Origin of the sequence: Arthrobacter sp. SLBN-53 (assembly GCF_006715585.1) — a bacterium.
Classification (GTDB): domain Bacteria; phylum Actinomycetota; class Actinomycetes; order Mycobacteriales; family Mycobacteriaceae; genus Mycobacterium; species Mycobacterium neoaurum_A.
Genome location: NZ_VFNN01000001.1, coordinates 4,505,380 through 4,530,654 on the forward strand (window position 1 = coordinate 4,505,380; position 25,275 = coordinate 4,530,654).

Below are 25,275 nucleotides of genomic sequence, written 5' to 3' on the forward strand. Positions count from 1 at the left end.
TCAGCGCGCCGAAATCACTGGGTAGGGGAGTGCGCGAGCCCGCGAAACAACGCCACACACATCTCGGCGGCCACGGCGGCCAGCTCAGCCGGGGCCAATTGCGGATCGGACAACCAGTCCTCGATGAGTTGGTTGACCCCGCCCACGATGAACAGCGCGCCGCGGCGCAATTCGGCCGGTCCCGGCACCTCGCCGTCGAGGACGTCGGGGGCGCGGAGGGTCACCTCGTCGGTGATGAGATCCAGGATCTTGCCGCGGTGTTCGGTCAGGCCGGGCACAGTGCTGACGTCCCCGGTGGAGATCCGATGCACGTGCGGGTCGGCGGCGATGATCTCCAGGAACGCCGTCAGGGCCGAGCGCAGTTTGTCGGCCAGCGTGCCGGGATCGCCCACGCCGGCCGCAACCATCGCGGCCAACAGCTGATCGCGCACATCATCGGCCACCGCAAAGATCAGTGCCTCGCGGTTGTCGAACTGCTCATAGAAGTACCGGGTGATCAGCCCGGCCTGGGCGCAGACGCCGCGAACGGTGACTTCCGCCACGCCGGATTCGCCCCAGAGCCGGCGGCCCGCTGCGAGCAGGCGGTGTCGGCGGTCGGCGCGGCGGTCGGCTGCGCTGATCCCGCCGTAATCCCGCTCCACCTTCGCGCGGTTCATTGACAGCACCCTACCCGCGCCCTAAATTCGGACGACGCATGTAATCCAAAGTGGGGTGAAGGGGAACGAGATGAGCGTGCCGACGCGTCACCCGCAACGTCCGGGTCCGGTGCCCGGCGCCATCCGGCTACTTGCCGCCCTACTCGGCGTCGGTGAACCCGATCACGACCAGTGGTGCAGGTTGGGCGAGCGGCTGACCGTCGGTGACGATGCCGCCGACCGGCTGGTGGAGTGGATGTTGCAGGCCGGCATGGCGGAAACCCGTCGGCTGTTCGAGCGTGCGCTGACCCAGGGGATCGCCGGGGTCCCGGATGCGCCGGCGCCGCTGCGCGAGTTTTTCGACATCGTGGAGGCGGTACCCGACTGGGTCGACTGGGAGCTGATCCGGCGCGGTGAACGGGCCATGCGCCGCAGCGGTGCCGACGGGATGTACATCGCGCGTGACGTGTCTCTGCTCGGTGGATACCAGTTCTCCGGGTTCAACAAAACTCTGGTGCGCACGGGTGCACTCGAGAAAGGCTCGAACAAGCGATTCGCCGAGACGATGCAGTGGGCGATGGACGTCATCTCCGAGAACGGCATGGATCCCTGCGGTGTCGGCTACCGATCGACCCTACGGGTTCGTCTGATCCACGCGATGGTGCGTCGCCACGTGGCGGCGCTGCCGGACTGGCGCGGCGCGGAATGGGGTCTGCCGATCAATCAGACCGATATGGCGGCCACGTTGGTCGGCGCCCTGATCGCGCCGTCCGCGGGTGGTATCGGCATGGGTCTTCTGTTGTCTCCCGGTGACTATGCGGGCATTGCGCACCTGACCCGCTACGTCGGGTGGCTCATCGGGGTCGACGACGAATGGTTGCCGCGCGATTACCGCGACGGCGTCCGGGTGCTGTTCCATACGTTGACGGCGCTGGCGCAACCCGACGAGTCCACCAGGGCGCTGGCGGTGCCGATGGCCCAGGATCCGATGGGGTGGCACTTCGAGAATCTCAGCGGCATCCGCCGCAGGGTGGCCCGGGCGCAGCACCTGTCGGTGACGAGCGCCTTCCTGGGGCCGCGGGCCATGCGCGCACTGGGCCTGCCGGCGCATGTCCTGCCGTGGTATCCGGTGTTGCGTCTACCGGTCAATATGCTGCGCAGCCTGCGGGTGCTGGTGCGGCCCGAACTGGCCGATGCCGATGCCGCCCGCGGTGATCGAGAGCAGAAGGCGTTGCTTCACACGATGATCGGAGATGCTCCAGCTCGGATCGGCGATTCCGCCGCGCACGTGGTGCAGGTCGCCTGAGTTCGAGCCGTTACTGACGCGGGCGAATATTCGCCGAAGCGCTGGTGAGGGCGCATGAGCAGGTGGTACCGAAAGGTACCGGTGGCCGGCGGTGGCGAGGCCGTCGGTATGCCAGGTGGGATGTAGCGTTGTGGCCGATATAAGGGTAGGTTAACCTACGCTTGAACGCGGATCCCCAGGTCTGCGGGGAGTCGAACTCAATAAGTGATGGAGGGACTTGTGTTCCGAACCATGTTGGGGGGCAAGGTGCATCGCGCCACTGTTACCCAAGCTGACCTGCACTACGTCGGTTCGATCACCATCGACCAGGATCTCATGCGGGCGGCGGACATCCTGGACGGCGAGCAGGTCGACGTCGTAGATATCACCAACGGAGCACGCCTGACCACCTATGCGATAACCGGCGCAGCCGGCTCGGGTGTCATCGGAATCAACGGTGCGGCAGCGCATCTGGTACACCCGGGGGACCTCGTGATCATCCTCACCTATCGCACCGTTGAGGAAAGCGAGCTCGGCGAACACATTCCGCGGGTTGTCCACGTCGACGGCGACAACCGGATCGTCGCACTGGGCAGCGATCCGTCCGAGCCGGTGCCCGGGGCTGTCGACCAGCTCACGGGAGCCTGATGTCCAGCACCTCCGTGAACGGCGCCCGCGCCAACGGTGGCCGGCGGGTCCTCGATGTCGTCGGCGTAGGCTTCGGTCCGTCCAACCTGGGCCTGGCCATCGCGATCGAGGAGTTCAACGAACAGCAGCCCGCAGCCGGCCGGATCACCGCCGAGTTCGTCGAGGCGAAGCCCCGATTCGGTTGGCACACCGGGATGCTCATCCCCGGCACGACCATGCAGATCTCCTTCCTCAAGGATCTCGCCAGTCAACGCAACGTGCAGAGCCGGTACACGTTCCTGAGCTATGTGACCGATCGTGGTCGTCTCAACGACTTCATCAACCACCAGACCTTCTTCCCGACGAGGCTGGAGTTCCACGACTACCTGGAGTGGGCCGCCGAACGGGTGGCGGCCACGGTGCGCTATGGCACCAGGGCGGTTACCGTGCGCGATGAGGGACACTGTCTGGCAATCGATGTCGAGCACGTCGAGACGTCGCGTCGGGAGACCCTGCTGGCCAGGACGGTTGTTTTGGCGGGCGGCCTGAACCCGCATTTGCCGCGCGGTGTCACCGAAACCGCGCGCCAGTTCCACAACCACGAATTGCTCACCAAGATCAAGGACGTCCCGTCGACCGTGCACCGTCGATTCATCGTGGTGGGTGCGGGTCAGAGCGCCGCGGAAGTCACCGACTACCTGCACTCCACATATCCCGACGCGGAGGTTCACGGGGTCTTCGCCAAGTACGGATACAGTCCGGCCGACGACAGTCCCTACGCCAACCGGATCTTCGATCCGGCCGCCGTCGACGATTTCTACTCTGCGGAAACATCTGTGCGGCAACGCCTGATCGACTACCACCGGTCGACCAACTACTCCTGCGTCGATCTGCCGCTGATCGAGGACCTGTACACCAAGGAGTACGCCGAGCGCGTCGCCGGTCGACGACGACTGTTCTTCCGCGGCGCGTCTGAGGTGCGACAGGCCGCCGAAAGTGACACCGGTGTGCAGGTGACGATCGAACATCTGCCGACCCGCACGGTCGATGTGTTGGACTGCGATGCCGTGGTCTACGCCACCGGCTTCATTCCGATGCCGCTTCCCGATATGCTCGGTGAGCTATACGATCTCGCGCGATTCGGGCCTGATCGACCCGAGCTGACCCGTGATTACCGGCTCGAGGTCGGTAGGCAGATATCCGGCGCCATCTACCTACAGGGCGGTACCGAACATACGCACGGGCTCAGTTCGTCGCTGCTGTCCAACATCGCGGTACGCAGCGGTGAGATCGTGAACTCCATCGCCGAACACGTCGGATTGTCCGAGCGGACCCCCGAACTGGCGGTTGGCCACTGAGGTGAACTGCGCCGATCGGTCGGATATGTGGGTTGCGTTGCTGCTGTGCAGCTTTGCTAGTGTCGGGACGTTCGACCGGGCCCGCGGCAGGCGCTCCGGAAACCATGCAGGCGCATAGGAGTTTCATTGTCGGGCAATCCTTCGGACGACTCGAGCTCCGATGTCACCCCCGAAGACGGTGACGGACGGACCCGGATCGGGGCCGCCATCCTGTGGCGCACCGTCACCCGTAACGCGCGCCGGCTGACCAGCGGGTCGTTGCTGATATGCGGCCACCAGCTCTGCGAGGCAATGGTTCCGGTGCTCATCGGTGTGCTCGTCGATCGCGCCGTCAAACCCGGCGACGCCACGCAATTGGTTATCTGGATCGGTGTCCTGGCGGCGCTGTTCGCCGCGCTGACCTCGTGCTACCGCTTCGGTGCTCGACATCTGATGCGCGCGATCGCCACCGAGGGGCACCAGCTGCGCATCGACCTGGCGGCCAGGATCCTGGACCCACGGCGCCTGCGGACCTCGCAGCGCTCCGGTGAACTTCTGTCGATCGCCAGTACCGATGCCGACAACGTGTCCTACCTGCTGGACTACATCCCGCGGATCGCTGGTGCCGTCACCGCCATCGTGGTGTGCGCCGCGGTGCTGCTGACCATCGACGTGCCGCTCGGTCTCGCGGTGTTGATCGGTACACCGGTGATCCTGTTCGCGTTGCAGTTCGGCGGACCGGTGATCACCCGGCGGGTCGCCGAACAACAGGAGGCCGCCGGTGAGGCCACCGCGATGTCGGCCGATCTGGTTGCCGGACTGCGGCCGTTGCGCGGTATCGGCGCCGAACATGCCGCTGCCGCGCGCTACCGCACCGTCAGTCGGGATGCCCTGCGTGCCAGCATCAGAGCGGCGCGCGCCCAGGGTGTGTATCTGGGCTTCTCCAGTGTGCTGAGTTCAGTGTTGGCGGTCGGGATCGCGGTGCTGGCCGGCTGGTTGGCGCTGCGCGGGAGCATCACCGTCGGACAGCTCATCACCGTGATCGGCCTTGCCCAATTCCTGCTCGAGCCGTTCGGCACGTTGGCCGAGGCCCCGAGCTGGATTGCCGAGGCCCGCGCCTCTGCCGAACGTGTCGGCTGGATCGAGGACGCCACGTTCGCGCTGACACCCGGTGCGGCGACCCTCGATGGGGCTGCACCGCACGGCATCGCGCTCGATCGGGTCGGGTACGGCGGACTCGGTGATATCAGTTTGACGGTGGCACCGGGACAGTTCGTCGGGGTGGTCACGACCAGATCGAGTGACGCGGAGGCTCTGGTCGGCGTGCTGTCCGGCCGTGTCGCACGCGAGGAGTACACCGGTGAGATCCGGCTCTCTGGTGTGCCACTGGAAGATCTCGACCTCGACGAGGCGCGCCGCGCCCTGCTGGTCGAACCACACCGGGCCGACCTGTTCACCGGTTCGGTGCGCAGTAATCTCGGTGGTGAGCGAGATCCGGAAGCCCTGGCCGGTGCGTTACATGCGTCGAATGCCGTCGATGTCATCGACGCCCACCCCGACGGCCTCGACCACATCGTGACCGAACGCGGCTCCAGTCTTTCCGGTGGTCAGCGCCAGCGGTTGACACTGGCGCGCGCGTTGTTGCGGGCAGCGCCGGTGCTCGTGCTGCATGAACCCACGACGGCGGTCGACGCGGTCACCGAAGATGCGGTGGCACAAGGGATCGCGAGCCTGCGCCACGGACCGGACGCGGAAGGCTTCGCCACCGTCATCGTGACCTGCAGTCCGGCCCTGTTGGCGGTGTCCGACCGCGTCGTGCTCATCGATGACGGCCGGGTGATGCTCGAGGGCCCCCACGAGGATCTGATGCTTCGCCCGGAGTATCGATCGGCGGTGTTGCGATGAACGCCGACATCCTGCCCGTCGCAAGCGGTCGCGAGACATGGCGATGGCTACGCCATGAACTCCGCGGTCGCCCAGGGGCACTCGTGGGCACGGTGCTGGTCGGTATCCTCGCCGCCGGCGCCGCGGTCGTGCCGGTGTACGTGCTCGGCGCTCTCGTCGACCGGATCATCGACGGATCGCCGTCCTCGGTCATCGTGACCATCGCGGCCGTGCTGGTCGCCGCGGCGCTGGTGGGCGGCGCGGCCACGGGTGCGTCGAATTATCTGATCGCCCGGCTCGGTTCGGTGATGCTGGCCGATCTGCGTGAGGCGGGTGTGGACCGCGCCCTCGCCCTGCCGACGACCACGGTGGAGCGGGTAGGACGCGGAGATCTGCTGTCCAGGGTCAGCACCGACGTCGCGACCATCGCCAAAGCTGTCAACGAGGTCATCCCGACGATGTTCTCGGCGCTGATGCTGACCGCGTTGACGCTGGCGTCGATGCTCGGCGTGGATTGGCGACTGGCTATCGCCGGAGCCGTCTCGATTCCGTTCTACCTGTTGGCATTGCGGTGGTACCTGCCGCGGTCGGCGCCGCGGTACGCCGAGGAACGGCGCGTCATCGCCGAGCGGTCGCAGGTGCTGATGGAAAGCATGCTGGGCGCGCCCACCGTGCACGCCTACCATGCGCATGCGTCGCACCAGCGCGATATCGAGGATGCCTCGGCGCGGGTGCGAGATATCTCCATCGGAGTGTTCACGTTCTTCACCCGGTTCGTCGGGCGGGTCAACGGCTCCGAATTCATCGGGCTGTCGGTCATTTTGGTGACCGGCTTCTGGTTGGTTGCCGACGGCGCCGTCACCGTCGGCCAGACAACCGCCGCGGCGCTGTTGTTCCATCGACTCTTCAACCCGATCAGCATGCTGCTGTTCACCGCCGACGAGGCGCAGTCCGCCGGTGCCAGCCTGGCCAGGTTGGTCGGCCTGGTGAGCATTCCGCAACCGCCGGCCGTCAGCGGTACCGAGGTGCCACCACACGACACCTCGCTGGAGCTGACCAACCTCGAATTCAGCTATGACGGAGATCATCCCGTCCTACGCGATGTCAGCATCCGGCTGGACCCCGGGCAACGGGTGGCACTTGTCGGTTCGACCGGGGCCGGCAAATCGACCGTGGCCGGTATCGCGGCCGGGGTGCTGCACCCGCAGCGCGGCGAGGTCCGGATCGGCGGTGTGTCGCTGGACGACATGACCGCCGAGCAGCGTCGTCGGCACGTCGCCATCATCAGCCAGGACGTCCACGTGTTCGCCGGTGCGCTCGCCGACGATCTGCGGCTCGCGAAACCGGATGCCTCCGATGACGAGATCGCGGCGGCGCTGCGCACCGTCGGAGCCGGACAATGGGTCGCTACGCTCACAGACGGTGTACACACCATCGTCGGTGAGGGCGGGCACGAACTCACCGCCGCCCAGGCCCAGCAGGTTGCCCTGGCGCGGCTGCTGTTGCTCGATCCGGCCGTGGCGGTCCTCGACGAGGCGACCGCCGAGGCGGGCAGCCTCGGCGCACGCGATCTGGAACGGGCCGCGGCCGCCGTCACTGCCGAGCGCACCACCCTCATCGTGGCGCACCGGTTGACCCAGGCGGCCACCGCCGACCGGATCGTGGTGATGGCGCACGGAGCGATCATCGAGGAGGGCACGCACGACGAACTCGTGGCGGCTCAGGGCAGTTACGCTGCGCTGTGGCGGGCCTGGACCGCCCACCACACGGCATCCGACGGAACCTGAGTCGAACACGCCGGTGCTGACCGGCGTGTTGACGCCATAGGCGTCCTCGTACGCTGGGGGTACGAGGATGCGCGCCGAGATGGCGGGCCGGCGCCGGGAGGATGCGATGCGGATCGATTTCGCGCTGCGGTCGTGCGGTCTGCACGGGCACGCGACCTTCGCCCCCGACGAGCCCGAGTTGCGCGACCGGCTGCGGGTGGATACCCCGGTCGGGGAGGCGTGGCGCTGCCTGCGGTGCGAAACGTTCGTCGTGGGTCCGCCGCGCGGGAGCGGTCCTGCCGATACCGCGCCCGAGGTACCGCGTGGCCGGTTGCTGCGCGACCGCACCCTGATGCGGGTACTGGCCGTCGAACGGGTCGTCCGGGCGCTGATCGTCCTGTTGTGTGCGGTGGCGGTGTTCAAGCTGCGCGGCGCGCGCGCCGAGTACCAGCAGAAGTTCGAGGCCGAGTTGCCGTTGATCAAGCCGCTCAGCGATCAGATCGGTTGGAACATCGATGACTCGAAGATCGTGCAGCACATCGGGGAGGCATTCACGCTGTCGGAGACCACCCTGCTGTGGGTCGGCGTCGGCCTGATCGGCTATGCCCTCATCGAATTGATCGAGGCCGTCGGGCTGTGGTCGATGAAACGGTGGGGCGAGTATTTCGCCGTCATCGCCACCAGTGCCTTTCTACCGCTGGAGATCTACGAGCTGACCGAGAAGGTCACCGCACTCCGGGTGCTTGCGGTGGTGATCAACATCGTGGCGGTGGTGTGGTTGTTGTGGAGCAAGCGGCTGTTCGGACTCAACGGCGGCGGCGCGGCCTACCGCGGTGAGCATCACACCGAGAGTCTGCTCAGCGTCGAGCGCGCCGGCCTGAACCGCGCCTGATCACACCGCCGCGCGGGCCTGATGGCGCACCGCCTCCTTGGCCACCTTGCCGTTACTGGTCAATGGCAGCCGGTCGACGAAGAGCACATGCCTCGGGCGTTTGAACGCAGCGAGCCGGGCGCGCACATGGGTGATCAGCTCGTCGGCGCGTACCGGTGCCACCGCCACGACGACGGCGCAGATCGCCTCGCCCCAGTAGGGATCCGGGACGCCGACGACCGCGACCTGTCCCACGCATGGATGCAGTGACAGCACATCCTCGACCTCTCGGGAGGAGACGTTCTCACCACCGGTGATGATGACGTCCTTGAGCCGGTCGGTGACCACCAGCCTGCCGTGCTCGTCGAGGACGCCGATATCACCGGTGTGCAACCAGCCGTCGACGGTCACCGGGCTGTCCGGCCAGTACCGGGCGGCGACCTGTGCCCCACGGACCAGGATTTCACCGTTCACCGCGATCCGGACCTCGACCTCGGCGTGTGGCCGGCCGGCACTGCGCAGGATTGCCGGGTCTGCGCTGCGATGGTCGTCCGGTCCCAGAAAGGTGACGTTGCCGCCGGTTTCGGTCATGCCGTAGCCCTGGTGGAATCCCACTCCCAACATGTCCACGGCGCGGCGCAGCAGATCGGCCGGGATGGCCGCCGAGCCATAGCCGATATCGCGCAGGGTCGGCAGAGTCTGTCCGGTCTCCTCGAGATGGGCCAACAGGCTGTGCAACATGGTCGGGGCCAACGAACACGACGTGACACCGTGCGCGTGCACCGTGGAGACGAAGGTATCGGGCCGAAAAGCCGCCACCGGCAGCACCGTCGAGGCGCGGGAATGGTGGACCAGCATGTTGTAGCCGGCGATGTGACACATCGGGAACGGCAGCAGATAGACCCCACCGGAGGGCACCGCCCGGCCCGCCACCGTGCCGCGCACCGCTGTGGTGATCGACCGGTGGGTGTGCAGCACCCCCTTGGGAGTGCCGGTCGAACCGCTGGTGAACAGCAGCCAGGCCGGATCGTCGGGCGCTGGGATGTCGGCGGACTCATCGGCGGGAAACCGTTCCCAGTCGACATCGTCGAACCGCACCGAGGAATGGGGGAGCGTATCCAGGTAACCGCGGTCGCCGAGCACCAGCGTGGGCTCGGCCGAACCGAGTGCGGTGAGCTGCTCTGTGGCGCTGAGGCGTTGGTTGATCAAGGTGAGGACGCGGCCGCTGCGCGGGACGGCGTAGTAGAGCCGGGCATAGTCGGGACTGTTGTCAGCGACCACCGCGATGCGATCCCCGGGCGCGCTGTGTGCAGCCACCCAGGATGCGAGCCGACGAACCTGAGAGTCGAACCGCGCGAAGCTGATCGATTCACCGTCGGCTCCGATGACGGCGGCGCGGTCCGGAGCTTCCGCGGCCGCGGCCGACACCAGCTCATGGATCAGATCGATGCTCATCGCCGGTGACGTTACGCGGTGCTCAATCGATATCTGGCAAGACCAGTGCGAGCATGGTGTCCAGCCGGTCGGCCATGTCGCGGTAGCTCATGACCCCGGCGCGTACCTGCAATAGGGCACCCCAGAACAGCGTCTCCACGGTTTCGAGAACTTCCGGCCATGCTCCCTCCCCGAGCGCGGCAGCGCTGCGGCGGTGCACCTCGGCGGCCACCCGTGCGCGCACCCCGGCGACCGAATCGTCGTCCTCGCACAGCAGCGCCCTGGCGCACGCCGCCGCGAGCAACGGCTCATCGGCCATCACCAGTGTGATCGCGCGCAGTTGGTCGCCGACCCTGGCGCGCATCGGCGCGGTCGGATCGATGACCAGGGCCAGATCGTGCAGGCGGGTCAGGTACAGCTCGGCGAAGACGGTGTCGACGGTCGGGAAGTGGGCCGAGACGGCGGCCGGCGTGATCCGTGCCCGTGCGGCGAGTTCGGCCAGCGACAGTTCGGCACGGGCGTCCAGGATCGCCGTCGCGGCGCCGAACACCTGACGGTGGGTGCGCTTGCGCCGGGACGCCTGGTCCCACAGGTAGGTGACATCAGCCGCCGCTGCGCTGGACATGTGTCCAAGATAGAGCTGCGCCGGTCGAATCGCAATGCGCGGCTTCGACAAGGGATTATCGGTGCTGAACACGTCCGGTGCGCACAGTCGGGTCCGACATTGCGGGCATGACCAGACAACTGTCCAGCAGTGGTGGGATCAGCCGTGCGTAGCCGCGGATACCTCGCAGGGCCGCCGGCCGGGCCGCCCGAGCGCGAACCGATAGAGCGTCACTCCGGGCATCATGAGCGGCCAGAGTCCGCCGAACACCGCGCTCACCAAGACCAACGCGAGGTTGACCCGGTGTCCGCTGAGTCGGATGACGCGCCAGAACCAGGCGCCACTCACCACGCCGACCACCAGGTAGGCAGCAACGGTGAGCGCTGAGATCTCCATGACAAGATCAGCGTACCCATCGTCAAGCGGCGATGGCAGCAAAGATTTGAGGAGAAGGTCTCAGGGGCGCGTGAGCTCCGCGTATCGCATGGTGTGGCTGTCGGTGGAACCGAACTCGTATTGCATGGCCGTCAACCGCTTGAAGTAATGGCCGATGGCCAACTCCTCGGTCATCCCCATCCCACCGTGCAGTTGCACCGCGTTCTGGCCGACAAACCGGGCTGCCCGGCCGACGGTCGCCTTCGCCGCCGATACCGCTCTTGCCCGCTGGTCGGCGTCGGCGTCGAGGTTGAGTACGGCGAGGTACACCGCGGCCACCGACTGCTCCACCTCCATGTGCATGTCCACCATCCGGTGCTGCAACACCTGGAAGCTGCCGATCGGCGTGCCGAACTGGTGACGTTGTTTGCAGTACTCGACGGTGTCGGCCAACACCTTCCGCATGCAACCCACGGTCTCTGCGGCCACCGCCGCGGCGCCTTCTTCGCGCGCGCGTGCCAGCGAGTCCCAGGCCTGACCGTCGGTGCCGAGCATGATCGCCGGGACGCCGACGAGTTCGATATCAGCCGCGCGGCGGTCGTCGATGGTGCGATAACCGTGCATGCTCAGGCCGGCGGGCTGGCCGGCCAGGTCGACGAGGAACAGTGACAGCCCCGCTGACGTGGTGGCAGTCACCAGCAGGTGTGTGGCCAGCGGAGCGTTGGGCACCGCGATCTTGGCGCCGTCGAGCACCCAGCCCGCATCGTCGGCGACGGCGGTGGTGGAGGCGTCCTGCCAGCGATCCCCGGATGACGTTTCGGCGGCGGCCAGCGACACGATGGCCTCGCCGCCCGCGATCCGCTCCAGTAGCGCATCGGCGATATCGCCTCCGGCACGCTGCAGCAGGCCGGAGGCGACCACCACGGTGTCGACGTAGGGCTCGATGACCAGCGCCCGGCCCAGCTCTTCGGCGATCACCATCACCTCGACCGGCCCGCCTCCGATCCCGCCGACCCGCTCGGGCAGCGCCGCCCCGAGGATGCCCAGTTCGTCGGCGAACGCCCGCCAGATGGCGGGCTGCCAACCCGGCCCGAGTTTTGCTGCCGCGCGGCTGGATTCGAGACTGTAACGCGATGAGAGAAACTTGTTCAGCCCGTTGCGCAGCAGGTCCTGTTCGTCGGTCAGGGTGAAGTCCATCTAGAGTCCCAACTCTGCTTTGGCGAGGATGTTTCGCTGAATCTCGTTGCTGCCCGCGTAGATCGAGCCGGCTCGGTCGTTGAAGTAACGAAGCGGTGCAACGGCCTGCCACGGTTCACCTGACACATAGCCGTCGGCCGGAGGTTCGAAATCGGCGATCGGCCCGCCCGGGCACGTCGCGTGCGGTTGGTAGACCCGCCCGCGCGGTCCGGCCGCCTCCAATGCGAGTTCGGTCAGCGTTTGGCTCAGTTCGGTGGAGATCACCTTCAGCATCGAGGAGGCCGCACCGGGATTCCCTCCGCCGGCAAGTGCTGCCAGGACGCGGTATTCGAGAATCTCCAGCACCTCGGTGCGGATGCGCGCGTCGGCGAGTTTCCTGGCAAAGGCGGGGTCGTCGATGAGGACACCGCCGCCGGGGCCTGGTTGCCTCGCCGCGACCTGTGCGATGTCCTCGGCCATCACCTGGAGCGCCGGCGCCGTGGCGCCGCCGCCGCGCTCGAATTCGAGCAGGTACTTGGCCACGGTCCAACCCTCGTCGATGTTGCCGAGGATGTTGGCCTTCGGAATGCGGACCGCGTCGAAGAAAACCTGGCTCTGGACTTCTTCGCCGGAGGTCATGACCAGCGGGCGCACCTGGATACCAGGGGTGGTCATATCGACAAGGACGAAGGTGATGCCGTGCTGTTTCTTGCCCGTGCGAGAGGTTCTCACCAGCGCGAACATCCAATTCGCCTCGGTGGCGTGGGTGGTCCAGATCTTGCTGCCGGTGCAGACCAGGTGATCGCCATCATCGGTGGCGGCCATGCTCAAAGAGGCGAGGTCGGAACCGGACTCGGGCTCGGAGTAGCCCTGACAGAAGAAGACCTCGGCGGTGAGGATGCGCGGTAGGAAGAACTCTTTCTGTTCGGGTGTGCCGAATTTCACGATCGCGTGGGCGACCATCCGGATGCCCATCGGTGAGAGCGAGGGCGCTCCGGCGAGTTGGGATTCGCGGCTGAAGATGTAGTGCTGGGTCAGGCTCCAGTCACAGCCGCCGTACTCCAGCGGCCATGCCGGCGCCGCCCAGCCACGTTCGTGCAGGATGGCCTGCCACGCCAGGCTGGCCTCGTGATCGCTGTAGACGCTGGTCATCAGCCGGCCGGCCCGGGAGATCTCCGGCGTCATCTTCTCCGCCATGAACTGGCGGACCTCATCGCGGAACGCGGCGTCCGCCTCTGACCAGCTCAGGTCCACGGGCTCTCCTTGTCTTCGGCTATCTAACCTAGCTATATAACTAGCAGCCCGACATGGTGTTGGGAAACCCCGGCCATGGTTGTTCTGCGGCCACGGCGACATAGGGTGGCTCGTGCGAATGATCTGTCTGCAGCCCCCGATGACGACGGAGGCAACCGGCCGGCGACGGGGCCGAGGTGTCGAATTCTATCGTCAGGACGTTGCCGCAGCCCATGCTGGCAAAGGCGACCGTCCCCCCGCGCGGAACGCGGCGCAGCCGTTTCCACGTCATATGGCGGGGCGTAGCGGCCACGTAGCTGTGGTTGGAGAGGCATGACCGGCCGCGAGTCGCACGGCAATGGTGCCGACTCCCATGACGAGTTCAGCTATGGCAACGGTGACAGCCATGATTGGGATTACGAGGCTGACGTCGTCGCTGTCGGTGCCGGACCGGCAGGTCTGGCATGCGCCATCGCCGCGGCCGCCGGCGACCTCGAGATCGTGGTGGCCAGACCCGCCTCGGCGGTCCACGGTGGCCATGACGACGGTATCCACGGCTGGCTGCCTCGACTCGACGACCCGGCGACCGCGGATTACTTCGACGCGCTGAGCGCCGAACTGCCGACCGCCGATGCACCCGACTTGGCGACGAGCGAGGTGTACCGCGTCGAGCGTGCCGAGCCGAACCGTCGTCGCCCGCTCGACACGTTCGTGGGTTCCCGGTTGTGGGATTGGGCGGCAACCTGTCTGGGGTCGCCCTTCGGCGTGCTGTTCACCAGAGTGGACTACTGGCCGACCGTGCCGATGTGCAGTACCGACGGAACGGCCGTCGATGTCGCCGTACTGGGTGAGGTGGCCACGCCGGGGCGGACTCTCGGCGATTTTCTCGACGAGATGGCCGACGACCGGGGGATCGAGATCTCCGAGGAGTGCACGCTGCAACGCCTGGTGTTCGGTGAGGATGGTTGGGTCGACGGTGTCGTTCTCGATACCCCGGAGGGCCCCTGGGCAGTGCGTGCCCGGATCGGCGTGGCGATCACGGGCACCCAGGTCGTGCCGGTCGAGCAGCGCCTCGACGCCGGCGACCGGATCGGTCTCGTCGGTAGGCGAGCGGGCCGCTTCGGCCGGCTGGAGGTGCTGCGCGAGGTCGAGCCACCGCCCGCGACATGAGCGGGTGGCGGCCCGTCAGGGTCGAAGTCCCGGTGTGAAATCCACCGGGACGTGGCCCCTGCGCAGCAGCGACTCCATGTCCTCACCGGAGATGGGGCGAGAGAGCAGAAAGCCTTGAGCGCGATGGCAACCATGGCGTAACAGCGTCACGGCGGCGGCCTCGGTTTCCACACCCTCGGCGACCAGTTGCAGTCCGAACGCCTCGGCCAGCGCAACGATCGCGCGCACGATGGCGAGATCCCCCGGGCTGGATCCCAGGTCACGAACGAAGCTCTTGTCGATCTTCAATGCCTCCACCGGAAGGGATTTCAGCAGCGACAGCACGCTGTATCCGGTGCCGAAATCATCGATGGCGACCTGCACGCCCACCTTGTGGAGACCGGCGAGGGTGATGCGTGTGGTGTCGATGTCCTGGACCACGACGCTCTCGGTGATCTCCAGGCAGATCGATGCGGGGTCGATGGTGTACTCGTCGAGTATCGCCGCGACCGACTCGACGAAACCGTCGGCCACCAGTTGCACCGGTGACACGTTGACCCGCAGGACGATATCGTGTCCGACGCCGGCAGCCTGCCAGCGGGCGAACTCCGCACAAGCGGTGCGCATGACCCACCGTCCCAGTTCGCCGGCCAGATTGATGGACTCGGCAACCCCGATGAAGGCGTCGGGCGACAGCAGGCCACGGGTGGGATGCTGCCAGCGGACCAGGGCCTCGGTGGCGAGCACTTTGCCGGTGCGCATGTCGATCTCGGGTAGGAAGCGCAGGAACAGGGCGCCGGTCTCGATGACGTTCTGCAGGTGCAATTCGATATCGTTGCGTAACTCGCTCTCCGCTGCGATCGCATCCGAGTACACCGTTACCTCGTTGCCGCCGGCCTTCTTTGCGGTCAGCATCGCCTGATCTGCCCGGCGCATCAGGTCGGAGGTTGAGTGTCGGCCCGGAACACCCACTGCGACACCGATACTCACCGACCGGGTCACCATCTCGCCGTCGATGGGTACCCGCTGGGAAAGCAGGTCCTGGATCTGGTGGGCCAGGGCTTCGCCCTTGTCGATGGTGGTGGGGGAGTCCGGCACCACCACGAACTCGTCACCGCCCAGGCGGGCGATCATGCCGATGCCCACGGCTTCGGTGAGACGATCGGCGATCACGCGGAGGAAGGAATCGCCAGCGGTGTGGCCGAGGTAGTCGTTGATCGCCTTGAGCCGGTCGATGTCGACGTAGAGGGCCGCGACGGGTCCCGGCTCGCCTTCGGTGAGCCGGGAATCCAACTGGGCCACCAGTGCGCGTCGGTTGTGCAGTCCGGTGAGGTCGTCGTGCTCGGCCAGGAACCGCAGGCGGTCCTCGGCTTCCACCCGTGCCTGCACATGGGCGAACAGGGTGGCGATCGCCACCAGGGCGTTGAGTTCCTCCGAGCTCCACTCCCTGACGCCGACCTTGACGAAGCCCAGCACCCCGGTGGTCACGTCGCCGGACAACAGCGGCACGCAGGCCATCGAGGTGGTCGGTATCTGCCGTCCCGCCTCGATGGTGTGCTGATAGTCGTCGGTGGCCTCGGGCCGGAACACTGTCGGTTCCTTGAGGTGCTCGGCCATGGCGAACACCGGGTCGGCATCGGCGAAATAGATCAGTTCGAGTGGATCGGGATCGAGATCTGCCGGACGCGGCGGCCAGTCGGCGATCAAGCGGGTTGCATGGATCGCATGGTCGTTGTGGCGCAGGAAGCTGAAATCGACATTGAAGTAGGTGACCAGTTCGGCAAGTACCTGCTGGCTCACGCTCGCTGCGGTCGCGGCGTCGACGGCGCTGAGTCGCGTCGCGGCCGCCGTGACGACAAGTTCGAGGCTGCGGGGCACCTAGACCTCTCGATGTGGTGTCGCGGGGCGCGACGTTGTGTGGAGCAGTGGGCTCCGGCGACTCCGCAGGGACGGGCGCGGTGCACTGGTGATCTTCATGACCAATGCCTGCGCTTCCTCCGGCGGTGTTCCGGTGAGCCTGCGGAGAGTGTATTGCAGGCGCCCGAGTTGTTCGGGATATGCCGGGGCCAACTCTGCCAATTCGTGATCTGTGTGGGCGTAGAGGAAGGCGGGCGACACCGGCTGCGTGGCCAAACCCGCTGTCTGGGCAGTGATCCACACCGCTTCGACCGCAGCCCCCGCCCGCGCGTAGTCGGCGAGGTCATGGCCGTCGGTGGTGATGACGGCCACGGCCGAGGCTCCGCCAACCCGGTCACGTGTATTGTTGCCCAGCGCCGAACCCGCGTCCCACCGGGCCAATTCGCCCATCACGTCCGAACGGCGCAAGACGTCGAGTACCGCCAGATCGGATGGCGCCAACTCCAGCGTGCGCACGTCGATGCCGTACTCGGGCGCCGGATCGCCGGGTGACCAGATCTCAGCAAACATCTCCGAATGGAGTCGATTGGTCAGATAGCGAATTCGATCGGCGGCGGCGAGAACCTCGGCACATTCCCGAATTTCGTCGCGCTCGGTGATCAGCCGCAACCGGCCACCGTGGGCGAGCGCCGCCGCGTGCAGTGCCTCCCGCAGCTCGGCGCTGAAGGCCACCGGTACCCCGAGGTGGCGGTTCGTGCTGCGTTCGAGCATCGGCTCGTACATCTCGGCGAGTGCGGGATCCGCTGCTCCCGCCAGTTCCACCGAAATCGTCAGCGGTGTGTGCTCCCCGTCTCCGGTGTGCAGTCGCGTTCCGTGCCCGTGCGCCGCCGCCGCGATTCGGGCGTTCAGCGCCGCAGCGCCGAGTGCGACTGCGCTACCGCGGAACTCGACATCCATCTGGCTGGTGCGCCGCGGGTCGATGTGTAGATCGAGGCTGTCCTCGCGGACCGCGATCGACCACGGCTGGGAGTTGCCGCCCGACGGTGCCCGATGCGCGGCGTAGGCCATGGCGTCCAGAACAGAATCGAATTCGGTTTGTTCGCCGTCGAGTTCGACTCCGGCGTCGTGCGGGGACCGCGGTGTGTGGAGCGGATCGGTCACACTGTCAAGGGCGGCTGCGACATCCAACCGGGTCCGTCCGGATGCCAACGGCTCGCCGAGGCCGATCCGGCGAACGGACTCGGCGATGAGTGCGGCACCGAGAACCACCTCACCGGCCAATTGCGGCCAGGTCGATAGTGTTTCGCCGACTTCGCACAATGAAGCCGCCATGCGCGGGGACAGCGACTTGGCGTCCAGCAGGCCGAGCACGTAGGGCACCTTGTCGGTGCTGCTCAGCCCGGCCAGATCCGTGGTGTTCACCGTGCCCAGCATTCCGTGCAAGATCGGGCGATCGGGCTCGATGTCGAAACGCTCGACGTCGACCAGTCCGCGGTCGCTGGTGGTCATCAACACCGGGATCCGCCTGTGCCTGGCCGCTTCGCGGACCAGTGCCTTGGTGTCCAGCGAGTCACATTCCTCGACGATGATGTCCAGTCCGTCGAGGAAGGCATCGATGGTGTCGGCGGTGACAGCCTCGGGGTGTACCTGTACCCGCACGTACGGATCCAGTTCGGCGATGCGACGGCCCGCGATGATGGCCTTGTTGACCCCTTCGTCGAAGACGGTGGCAGGCACCCGATTGAGGTTTGCGGCCTCGAGCTCGTCGAAGTCCGCGAGGTGTAGCTCACCGCAGATCCCCTGTGCGGCAAGGGTATGGGCGATCACGTGTCCGACACTGAGACCGATCACGCCGATCCGCAGCGCTGCCAGGGTGTGCTGCTCGGAGTCGGTGATCAGGTTTCGGTTGCGATCCAGCCGCAACCGTCGGTAGGCGCGCGGACCCAACATGCCCACCACGGACCGTCGCCATGGGTAGTAGACCCATCGATGCGGTTCGGCGAGCATGTCGGCGTCGACCGGCGGTGTCAGGGATGCCAGCGCGTTGTGTTGCCTGCCGATGTTGTCGACGAATTCGATATCGGCCCGGGCGCGCAACTGCCATAACAGTTTTGCGTCTTCGGGATGATCTTCGGTGAGAACGACGGCGGCGTGTGTATCGGTCACAGGCCGGTCAACATCGCCGGGACTGCGTCGGCGCCCTCGAGCATCGGGGCGAGTGCCCGCGCCTCGGCGCGGATCGCGAGGATCTGGTCCGGGTCGGCGGTGCGGGTGAATTCCGCGTAGTCCCACCACATCATCTTCGTCTCATATCTCTCGTCGGGGTACGGCGTGGCTGGGATGCGGGTGGCAACGACACCTCCCGAGGATTCCCAGCGCGCCAGGACATGCGCCGCCGCGGTGGCCATCGCGAACTTAGCGCCAAGCACCAGCGTCGAGTGCAGCGGCATGCGTGCCAGCGCCGGGGTGAGCAGGCGAGTGCGCTCGCGGTCACCCCGACGGTCGTCGGCCGTCCATGCGGTCTTGATCTCGACGACGCCGAACGGGATGCGGTCGGCGATCATCTTGCGGACTCTCGGCAAAGCGTTCTGGCCGGCCCATTCCACGAGGGCATGCGATTCGTCGGCCTGACGGTAGGGCCCTTGGGCGCGCACGCCGCCGATCACCCGACCCGCATCGTCGATCGCGGTCAGGAACAGCGAGGTGGTGGCGGGGTCGGCCACCGCACTCGGCTCGATTGCCTTTTCGACCCCGTGTTTGCGATAACTGCGCAGGGCGCCGTCGAGGAAGTCGTCCCATAGTTCGGGTTCGGCCGCCGGCGTCGCGAGCACCAGGGTGCACTCGGTGTCGCGATCCCACCACTGAACCGACGCATTGTCCGGGAGTGCGCTAACGCTGGCCTCGGCGATTGACACGCTCATAAACTTGACCCACCGATCAGTACAGGGAGGTTGCCACGCGGGCGTATGGTCCCTGGATAATTTCAAATAGTCGGGTTAAGTATCGCTATATCCTGCGCAAATGCCAGATTTAAATAAGTGTCATGGACTGACAGTAGTTGCCAGAATCGCTATTCAAGGATCGCAGCAATTCACCGACCGATAATTGAAATGCGTCTGACTCTGGCAAAATTATCGCCAGCGTCAGTTGCGGCAAATTCTGTCATCGTCCCGCCGAGTTTTCTACGACGCGGGTGAAAGTTGGGGCGTTCGGTCAATTCGCTGCTCTTGCACGTGAACGTCAGGTGTCGCGTGGGCCCACCCGGTGCCGATGCGGCGCGAACGGGAGGCTATGCATGACGGGGCAACCGTTGTCGACTGGAGGAGTGCGCATGAAGGTTTTCGAGAGTCTGGACGAACTGGTGGGCGCGGCAGGCACCGAGCTCGGGCCGACCGACTGGCTGGAGATCGACCAGGCGCGCGTGAACCAATTTGCCGAAGCCACCGAGGATCGGCAGTGGATCCACGTCGAACCCGAACGTGCGGCGAGCGGACCATTCGGTGGAACCATCGCCCACGGGCTGCTGACGTTGTCACTGCTGCCCTACTTCTCGCACCACCTCTACGGTGTGAAGGGCATCTCGCTGGCGGTGAACTACGGCTACAACAAGGTGCGGTTCATCACCCCGGTCAAGGTCGGTGCGCGCATCCGGGCGCGCGCGGTCATCACCGATGTGGCCGAGCTGGCGGGTGCCGCTCAGTCGACGGTCACCATCACCGTGGAGATCGAAGGATCCGAGAAGCCGGCCGCCGTCGCAGAGTCCATCATCCGCTATATCGCCTAGCGGACGGCTCAGCTCGTCATCTGGCGCTGGGCATTCTTGACCAGCCCACCGCCGATGATGAGCCGCTGGATCTCGCTGGTGCCCTCGTAGAGGCGCAGTAACCGAACCTCGCGGTAGATGCGCTCCACGGGAACCTCGCGCATGTAGCCGCTACCGCCGTGGATCTGGACGGCGAGATCGGCGACCTTGCCTGCCATCTCGGTGCAGAAGAGCTTCGCCGACGACGGTGCGATGCGGCGGTCCTCGCCGGTGACCCAGAGGCGAGCGGCCTCACGGACCATTGCCCGGCCGGCCATGACCCCGGTCTGCTGGTCGGCGAGCATCGCCTGTACCAGTTGGAAGCTGCCGATCGGCGTCCCGCCCTGGGTGGCGGTCGCGGCGTAGGAGACCGACTCGTCGAGTGCGCGCTGCGCACTGCCGACGGCCAGCGCGGCGATGTGTACCCGCCCCCGTGCCAGCGACGTCATCGCCGCCCGGTAGCCGATGTCTTCGCTTCCCCGATGAGGGTGTCGTTGCCGACGCGCACCTCGTCGAAGTTCACATCGGCGGTCCAGGCGCCCTCCTGGCCCATCTTGGCGTCCTTGGCGCCGACGGTGACGCCCGCTGCGTCCGCGGGCACCAGGAAGACCGCGATACCGGGACCATCGGCATCCGCGGGTCGGGTGCGGGCGAAGACGATGAACAGATCGGCGTCCGGAGCGTTGGTGATGTACTGTTTCTGGCCGGTGATCACCCATCCGTCACCATCGCGAACGGCCTTGGTGCGCAACCCGGCCGGGTTCGAACCGGCCCCTGGCTCGGTGAGCGCGAAGGACGCGACCACCGCGCCCGAGGCTATTCCCTCCAACCATCGGGTCTTCTGCTCGTCGGTGCCGAAGCCGACCAGGACCTGACCGGCGATGCCGTTGTTGGTGCCGAACATGGAACGTAGCGCCAGGCTGGTGTAGCCGAACTCGAAAGCCAGCTCGACGTCCTGGACGAGGTTCAGTCCCAGCCCGCCCCATTCCTGGGGAATGGCATACCCGAACAGGCCCATCTTCTTGGCTTGGTCCCGCAGGTCGTCGGGCACCCGGTCGGTGGACATGATCTCGTGTTCCCTCGGCACCACCTGGGTGCGGATGAACTGCTTGGTGGCCGCGAGGATATCGGCAAAGTCGGCATCCGAGACGGTCTCTGGTGACGGTGGTGCGGTGACGCTCTCGGCCATCTGGGGCCCTCCTGTACGTCCGGATGTGGTTTGATCCACAAATATCATATTTTATGTTTTTGAAGGCTCGTGCCTGAGGAGGGTGGATTCATGGCTTTGTTGGACGGCCGGACAGCGGTGATCACCGGTGGTGCCCAGGGAATCGGATTCGCCATCGCCGAGCGGTTCGTGTCCGAAGGCGCCCGGGTGGTGCTCGGCGACCTGAACCCGGAGGCCACCGAGGCAGCGGTGCAGCGTCTTGGTGGTAGCTCGGTGGCCAAGGCGGTGCGGTGCGATGTCACCGACGCCGGCGAGGTCGGCGCACTCGTCGGCGCGGCCGTCGACACCTTCGGCAGCCTGGACGTCATGGTCAACAACGCAGGTATCACCCGCGACGCCACCATGCGCAAGATGACCGAGGAGCAGTTCGATCAGGTCATCTCGGTACATCTGAAGGGGTCGTGGAACGGCACCCGGTTGGCCGCAAACATCATGCGGGAAGCGAAAAGCGGTGCCATCGTCAATATCTCGTCGATCTCCGGCAAGGTCGGGCTGGTGGGGCAGACCAACTACTCGGCGGCAAAGGCCGGCATCGTCGGTTTGACCAAGGCGGCCGCCAAGGAAGTGGCCCATCTCGGTGTGCGGGTCAACGCCATCCAGCCCGGACTCATCCGGTCGGCGATGACCGAGGCCATGCCGCAACGGATCTGGGACCAGAAGCTTGCCGAGATCCCGATGGGCCGCGCCGCCGAACCCAGTGAGGTCGCCTCGGTGGCACTGTTCCTGGCCTCGGATCTGTCGTCCTATATGACCGGCACGGTGCTCGAAGTGACCGGCGGGCGGCACATCTAGTGCGCGACACCGTCATCTGCGAACCGGTGCGCACACCGATCGGCCGCTACGGCGGGATGTTCGCGGCGCTGACCGCGGTTGATCTCGGTGTCGCCGCACTGCAGGGTCTGCTGGAGCGCACCGGGATCGATCCCGGCGATATCGACGATGTCGTGTTGGGACACTGCTATCCGTCCAGCGAGGCACCGGCAATCGGCCGCGTGGTGGCCCTCGATGCCGGTCTGCCCACCACCGTGCCGGGTATGCAGATCGACCGTCGTTGCGGATCGGGGCTGCAGGCAGTCATCCAGGCGGCACTGCAAGTCGGCAGTGGCGGAAGCGATCTGGTGATCGCCGGCGGCGCCGAGTCGATGAGCAACGTGGCCTTCTATTCCACCGATATGCGCTGGGGCGGGTCCCGGGGCGGTATCGCCGTTCACGACGGCCTGGCTCGCGGCCGGACCACCGCAGGCGGCAGGTTTCATCCCGTGCCCGGCGGCATGCTCGAGACCGCCGAGAATCTGCGCCGCCGCTACGGCATCTCGCGGACCGAGCAGGACGAACTGGCGGTCCGCTCGCACCAGAACGCGGTCGCGGCCCAGAACGACGGGGTCTTGGCCGACGAGATCATCCCGGTGACGGTTACCGACCGGTCCGGCGAAAAAGTGATCTCCGTCGACGAACACCCCCGCGCCGATACCTCACTGGAGAAACTGAGCAGGCTGCGCCCCGTGCTCGGCAAGAACGACCCGGATGCCACCGTCACCGCGGGCAACTCCAGCGGACAGAACGACGCAGCGTCCATGTGCATCGTCACCACACCCGAACGCGCCGCCGACCTCGGACTCAAACCCCTTGTGCGATTGGTGTCCTGGGCGGTGGCAGGCGTCGGGCCGGACATCATGGGGATAGGGCCCGTACCGGCGACGGCCCGCGCCCTTGCCGGCGCAGGCCTGTCGCTTGCCCAGATTGACGTCATCGAACTCAACGAGGCATTCGCTGCGCAGGCCCTGGCCTGCACCCGAGAGTGGGGGTTCGGCCTTGCCGACTTCGAGCGCACCAACGTTCGCGGGTCCGGGATCTCGCTGGGACATCCGGTGGGGGCGACCGGCGGCCGGATGCTGGCAACGCTGGCTCGCGAACTCGAGCGACGAGACGCCCGCTATGGGCTGGAGACCATGTGTATCGGTGGCGGTCAGGGCCTGGCCGCCGTATTCGAACGGACTCCTCTGATGACCAGCGAGAAGCGAAGCGAGATCGCCCATGACTAAGCTCGCTCAGACCGCCGGACTGACCGACGTCCAGGCCGAGATCATCGCCACCGTACGCCAATTCGTGGACAGGGAGATCATCCCGAACGCGCAGGAACTCGAGCACGCGGACGCCTATCCGCAGCACATCGTCGACCAGATGCGGGAGATGGGTCTGTTCGGCCTGATGATCCCCGAAGAGTACGGCGGGCTGGGGGAGTCGCTGCTGACCTACGCGCTGTGCGTGGAAGAACTGGCCCGCGGCTGGATGAGTGTGTCCGGAGTCATCAACACACACTTCATCGTCGCCTACATGATCCGCCAGCACGGTACCGAAGCCCAGAAACAGCGGTATCTCCCGCGGATGGCGACCGGGGAGGTCCGCGGGGCATTCTCGATGTCCGAGCCCGAGTTGGGTTCGGATGTGGCCGCCATCCGCACCAGGGGTGTGCGCGACGGGAACGACTACGTGATCACCGGGCAGAAGATGTGGTTGACCAACGGCGGGAGCTCGACGCTGGTGGCCGCATTGGTGAAAACCGATGAGGGAGCCGATAAGCCGCACCGCAACCTGACGGCCTTCCTCATCGAGAAGCCGGCCGGCTTCGGGGAGGTGGTCCCCGGACTGACCATCCCTGGCAAGATCGACAAACTCGGCTACAAGGGCATCGACACCACCGAACTGATCTTCGACGGCTACCGGGCTTCGGCCGATGATGTGTTGGGTGCGGCGCCGGGTCGGGGTTTCATCCAGATGATGGATGGTATCGAAGTCGGCCGAGTGAACGTGTCGGCGCGGGCCTGCGGTGTCGGGATCCGGGCCTTCGAGCTGGCGATACGCTATGCCCAGCAACGAGAGACGTTCGGTACGCCGATCGCGGGGCACCAAGCCATCGCCTTCCAGCTCGCCGAGATGGCGACGAAGGTCGAGGCGGCGCATCTGATGATGGTCAACGCCGCCCGGCTCAAGGACTCGGGCGAGCGAAACGATGTGGCCGCCGGGATGGCCAAGTATCTGGCCAGCGAGTTCTGCGCCGAAGTGACCCAGCAGAGCTTCCGGATCCACGGCGGCTACGGCTATTCCAAGGAGTACGAGATCGAACGGCTGATGCGCGACGCTCCGTTCCTGCTGATCGGCGAGGGCACCAGCGAAATCCAGAAGACCATCATCAGTAAGAACCTGCTCGATGAGTATCGGCTCTGAAACCCCCGGGCGAGCGAAGCGACGGGACCTGGGGTTCGTCGCCCGGCCGCAGCTGTCCGACGACGTTGCGCGGGTGGTACGGCGACGGATCTTCGAGGGCATCTACCCGGCCGGTGAGTACCTGCGTCTGGACCAGCTGGCCGTCGACCTCGGCATCAGCGTCACCCCGGTGCGGGAGGCGCTGCTGAACCTGCGGGCCGAGGGGCTGCTGGTCCAGCATCCGCGACGCGGGTTCATGGTGGTGGAGTTCACTGCCCGTGATCTCGCCGATGTCGCCGATGTGCAGGCCTACGTCGGGGGTGAGTTGGCGGCACGGGCGGCCGAAAACATCAGCGCCGAACAGCTTTCGGAACTGAAGGCCATTCAGGATGACCTGGAGCGTGCTTACCAGGACGCCGACCCGGACCGCGCTGTGCGCCTCAATCACGAGTATCACCGCCTGATCAACATTGCCGCCGACTCGTCGAAGCTGACCCAGTTCATGTCCGGGATCACCCGGTATCAGCCCGAATCGGTGTTCCCGACCTTGGAGGGTTGGCCGGCCCAGTCGATCAGGGACCACCGCCGGCTGATCGACGCGCTGGAGCGTCGTGACCCGGATGCCGCGCGGCGGGCGATCGTGGAGCACTTCACCGTGGGTGTGGCGCCCTTGACCGAGCACCTGATCGCACGTGGTGTCATCGCCAAGGAGGCAGCGGGCGACTGAGTGTCTTCGGCGTTGTCGGCCGACCGATCACCGAGGTGTGGGATTGTGCTTACCAACAAGGAGGTTGGGTGTGACGCGGTT

At 66.3% G+C, this 25,275-nt stretch carries 23 protein-coding genes; 12 read left to right on the plus strand and 11 right to left on the minus strand.

Annotated features, from left to right (window positions below; translation table 11 throughout):
- Positions 1–14: 14 nt before the first annotated feature.
- Positions 15–656: a TetR/AcrR family transcriptional regulator gene (locus FBY28_RS21630; protein ID WP_141869311.1), complete on the minus strand. Its 642-nt coding sequence runs from the start codon at positions 654–656 to the stop codon at positions 15–17.
- Between the two features lie 70 nt (positions 657–726).
- Here FBY28_RS21630 and FBY28_RS21635 point away from each other — a divergent pair, with 70 nt between their 5' ends.
- From FBY28_RS21635 to FBY28_RS21660, 6 genes are all read left to right on the plus strand, one after another.
- Positions 727–1,941, plus strand: coding sequence for an oxygenase MpaB family protein (locus tag FBY28_RS21635; RefSeq protein ID WP_141869312.1), 1,215 nt, complete (start codon positions 727–729; stop codon positions 1,939–1,941).
- A gap of 219 nt (positions 1,942–2,160) precedes the next feature.
- On the plus strand, positions 2,161–2,568 hold the full coding sequence (gene panD / locus FBY28_RS21640; protein WP_023985525.1) for an aspartate 1-decarboxylase: 408 nt from the start codon (positions 2,161–2,163) through the stop codon (positions 2,566–2,568).
- Positions 2,568–3,905 (plus strand): lysine N(6)-hydroxylase/L-ornithine N(5)-oxygenase family protein, encoded by a 1,338-nt coding sequence (locus tag FBY28_RS21645; RefSeq protein WP_141869313.1) that lies wholly within the window; start codon positions 2,568–2,570, stop codon positions 3,903–3,905. Before panD ends, FBY28_RS21645 begins: the two co-directional genes overlap by 1 nt.
- Positions 3,906–4,031: 126 nt before the next feature.
- Entirely contained in the window at positions 4,032–5,789 is a 1,758-nt protein-coding gene (locus FBY28_RS21650) for an ABC transporter ATP-binding protein (RefSeq protein ID WP_216847885.1), read from the plus strand.
- Complete coding sequence (locus FBY28_RS21655; protein ID WP_141869314.1) at positions 5,786–7,555, plus strand: ABC transporter ATP-binding protein; 1,770 nt, start codon at positions 5,786–5,788, stop codon at positions 7,553–7,555. The genes FBY28_RS21650 and FBY28_RS21655 overlap by 4 nt, the downstream gene beginning before the upstream one ends.
- 67 nt (positions 7,556–7,622) lie before the next feature.
- Positions 7,623–8,426 carry a DUF2127 domain-containing protein gene (locus FBY28_RS21660; protein ID WP_216847886.1) on the plus strand — a complete coding sequence of 268 codons (804 nt, stop codon included), beginning with the start codon at positions 7,623–7,625 and terminating at the stop codon, positions 8,424–8,426.
- Here the strand turns inward: FBY28_RS21660 and FBY28_RS21665 are convergent, their stop codons facing one another.
- The 5 genes from FBY28_RS21665 to FBY28_RS21685 all read right to left on the minus strand — a co-directional run bounded on the left by FBY28_RS21665 (position 8,427) and on the right by FBY28_RS21685 (position 13,248).
- Positions 8,427–9,860 carry an AMP-binding protein gene (locus FBY28_RS21665; protein ID WP_141869315.1) on the minus strand — a complete coding sequence of 478 codons (1,434 nt, stop codon included), beginning with the start codon at positions 9,858–9,860 and terminating at the stop codon, positions 8,427–8,429.
- A 22-nt stretch (positions 9,861–9,882) separates the two neighbouring features.
- Positions 9,883–10,464: a hypothetical protein gene (locus FBY28_RS21670; RefSeq protein WP_216847887.1), complete on the minus strand. Its 582-nt coding sequence runs from the start codon at positions 10,462–10,464 to the stop codon at positions 9,883–9,885.
- Between the two features lie 138 nt (positions 10,465–10,602).
- A complete protein-coding gene (locus tag FBY28_RS21675; protein WP_141869317.1) occupies positions 10,603–10,839 on the minus strand; it encodes a hypothetical protein in 237 nt (78 codons plus the stop codon).
- Positions 10,840–10,899: 60 nt separating this feature from the next.
- Entirely contained in the window at positions 10,900–12,015 is a 1,116-nt protein-coding gene (locus FBY28_RS21680) for an acyl-CoA dehydrogenase family protein (RefSeq protein WP_141869318.1), read from the minus strand.
- Positions 12,016–13,248: an acyl-CoA dehydrogenase family protein gene (locus tag FBY28_RS21685; protein WP_141869319.1), complete on the minus strand. Its 1,233-nt coding sequence runs from the start codon at positions 13,246–13,248 to the stop codon at positions 12,016–12,018. It abuts the gene before it with no gap.
- Positions 13,249–13,560: 312 nt separating this feature from the next.
- Between FBY28_RS21685 and FBY28_RS21690 the strand changes: the two genes are divergently transcribed.
- Entirely contained in the window at positions 13,561–14,397 is an 837-nt protein-coding gene (locus tag FBY28_RS21690) for an FAD-binding protein (RefSeq protein WP_141869320.1), read from the plus strand.
- A 15-nt stretch (positions 14,398–14,412) separates the two neighbouring features.
- On the opposite strand, the gene FBY28_RS21695 is transcribed toward FBY28_RS21690, so the two are convergent.
- Genes FBY28_RS21695 through FBY28_RS21705 form a run of 3 tightly spaced genes read right to left on the minus strand, consistent with a single transcriptional unit; the run spans position 14,413 to position 19,154 of the window.
- Entirely contained in the window at positions 14,413–16,254 is a 1,842-nt protein-coding gene (locus tag FBY28_RS21695) for a putative bifunctional diguanylate cyclase/phosphodiesterase (protein WP_141869321.1), read from the minus strand.
- Positions 16,255–18,399 (minus strand): Rv1355c family protein, encoded by a 2,145-nt coding sequence (locus tag FBY28_RS21700; protein WP_141869322.1) that lies wholly within the window; start codon positions 18,397–18,399, stop codon positions 16,255–16,257.
- Positions 18,396–19,154 carry a hypothetical protein gene (locus tag FBY28_RS21705; RefSeq protein WP_141869323.1) on the minus strand — a complete coding sequence of 253 codons (759 nt, stop codon included), beginning with the start codon at positions 19,152–19,154 and terminating at the stop codon, positions 18,396–18,398. The genes FBY28_RS21700 and FBY28_RS21705 overlap by 4 nt, the downstream gene beginning before the upstream one ends.
- Before the next feature lie 410 nt (positions 19,155–19,564).
- On the opposite strand from FBY28_RS21705, the gene FBY28_RS21710 reads away from it, so the two are divergent.
- Positions 19,565–20,017, plus strand: coding sequence for a MaoC family dehydratase (locus tag FBY28_RS21710; protein ID WP_019514528.1), 453 nt, complete (start codon positions 19,565–19,567; stop codon positions 20,015–20,017).
- 8 nt (positions 20,018–20,025) lie between these two features.
- On the opposite strand, the gene FBY28_RS26270 is transcribed toward FBY28_RS21710, so the two are convergent.
- Positions 20,026–20,484, minus strand: coding sequence for an acyl-CoA dehydrogenase family protein (locus FBY28_RS26270; protein ID WP_286178353.1), 459 nt, complete (start codon positions 20,482–20,484; stop codon positions 20,026–20,028).
- On the minus strand, positions 20,481–21,224 hold the full coding sequence (locus FBY28_RS26275) for an acyl-CoA dehydrogenase family protein (protein ID WP_286178354.1): 744 nt from the start codon (positions 21,222–21,224) through the stop codon (positions 20,481–20,483). Before FBY28_RS26275 ends, FBY28_RS26270 begins: the two co-directional genes overlap by 4 nt.
- 90 nt (positions 21,225–21,314) lie before the next feature.
- Between FBY28_RS26275 and fabG the strand changes: the two genes are divergently transcribed.
- The 4 genes from fabG to FBY28_RS21735 are packed head-to-tail and all read left to right on the plus strand — an operon-like array spanning position 21,315 to position 25,194.
- On the plus strand, positions 21,315–22,055 hold the full coding sequence (gene fabG / locus FBY28_RS21720; protein ID WP_019514530.1) for a 3-oxoacyl-ACP reductase FabG: 741 nt from the start codon (positions 21,315–21,317) through the stop codon (positions 22,053–22,055).
- On the plus strand, positions 22,055–23,305 hold the full coding sequence (locus FBY28_RS21725) for an acetyl-CoA C-acetyltransferase (RefSeq protein WP_141869324.1): 1,251 nt from the start codon (positions 22,055–22,057) through the stop codon (positions 23,303–23,305). The genes fabG and FBY28_RS21725 overlap by 1 nt, the downstream gene beginning before the upstream one ends.
- Positions 23,298–24,488, plus strand: coding sequence for an acyl-CoA dehydrogenase family protein (locus FBY28_RS21730; RefSeq protein WP_141869325.1), 1,191 nt, complete (start codon positions 23,298–23,300; stop codon positions 24,486–24,488). Before FBY28_RS21725 ends, FBY28_RS21730 begins: the two co-directional genes overlap by 8 nt.
- Positions 24,472–25,194 (plus strand): GntR family transcriptional regulator, encoded by a 723-nt coding sequence (locus FBY28_RS21735; RefSeq protein WP_141869326.1) that lies wholly within the window; start codon positions 24,472–24,474, stop codon positions 25,192–25,194. Before FBY28_RS21730 ends, FBY28_RS21735 begins: the two co-directional genes overlap by 17 nt.
- Positions 25,195–25,275 lie beyond the last annotated feature (81 nt).

Bases quoted from the DNA above. Each gene is read 5' to 3' on its own strand.
- FBY28_RS21630 (WP_141869311.1), bottom strand. From the start codon at position 656: ATGAACCGCGCGAAGGTGGAGCGGGATTACGGCGGGATCAGCGCAGCC.
- FBY28_RS21635 (WP_141869312.1), top strand. From the start codon at position 727: ATGAGCGTGCCGACGCGTCACCCGCAACGTCCGGGTCCGGTGCCCGGC.
- FBY28_RS21645 (WP_141869313.1), top strand. From the start codon at position 2,568: ATGTCCAGCACCTCCGTGAACGGCGCCCGCGCCAACGGTGGCCGGCGG.
- FBY28_RS21655 (WP_141869314.1), top strand. From the start codon at position 5,786: ATGAACGCCGACATCCTGCCCGTCGCAAGCGGTCGCGAGACATGGCGA.
- FBY28_RS21660 (WP_216847886.1), top strand. From the start codon at position 7,623: ATGCGCGCCGAGATGGCGGGCCGGCGCCGGGAGGATGCGATGCGGATC.
- FBY28_RS21665 (WP_141869315.1), bottom strand. From the start codon at position 9,860: ATGAGCATCGATCTGATCCATGAGCTGGTGTCGGCCGCGGCCGCGGAA.
- FBY28_RS21670 (WP_216847887.1), bottom strand. From the start codon at position 10,464: ATGTCCAGCGCAGCGGCGGCTGATGTCACCTACCTGTGGGACCAGGCG.
- FBY28_RS21675 (WP_141869317.1), bottom strand. From the start codon at position 10,839: ATGGAGATCTCAGCGCTCACCGTTGCTGCCTACCTGGTGGTCGGCGTG.
- FBY28_RS21680 (WP_141869318.1), bottom strand. From the start codon at position 12,015: ATGGACTTCACCCTGACCGACGAACAGGACCTGCTGCGCAACGGGCTG.
- FBY28_RS21690 (WP_141869320.1), top strand. From the start codon at position 13,561: ATGACCGGCCGCGAGTCGCACGGCAATGGTGCCGACTCCCATGACGAG.
- FBY28_RS21705 (WP_141869323.1), bottom strand. From the start codon at position 19,154: ATGAGCGTGTCAATCGCCGAGGCCAGCGTTAGCGCACTCCCGGACAAT.
- FBY28_RS21710 (WP_019514528.1), top strand. From the start codon at position 19,565: ATGAAGGTTTTCGAGAGTCTGGACGAACTGGTGGGCGCGGCAGGCACC.
- FBY28_RS26270 (WP_286178353.1), bottom strand. From the start codon at position 20,484: ATGACGTCGCTGGCACGGGGGCGGGTACACATCGCCGCGCTGGCCGTC.
- FBY28_RS26275 (WP_286178354.1), bottom strand. From the start codon at position 21,224: ATGGCCGAGAGCGTCACCGCACCACCGTCACCAGAGACCGTCTCGGAT.
- fabG (WP_019514530.1), top strand. From the start codon at position 21,315: ATGGCTTTGTTGGACGGCCGGACAGCGGTGATCACCGGTGGTGCCCAG.
- FBY28_RS21730 (WP_141869325.1), top strand. From the start codon at position 23,298: ATGACTAAGCTCGCTCAGACCGCCGGACTGACCGACGTCCAGGCCGAG.
- FBY28_RS21735 (WP_141869326.1), top strand. From the start codon at position 24,472: ATGAGTATCGGCTCTGAAACCCCCGGGCGAGCGAAGCGACGGGACCTG.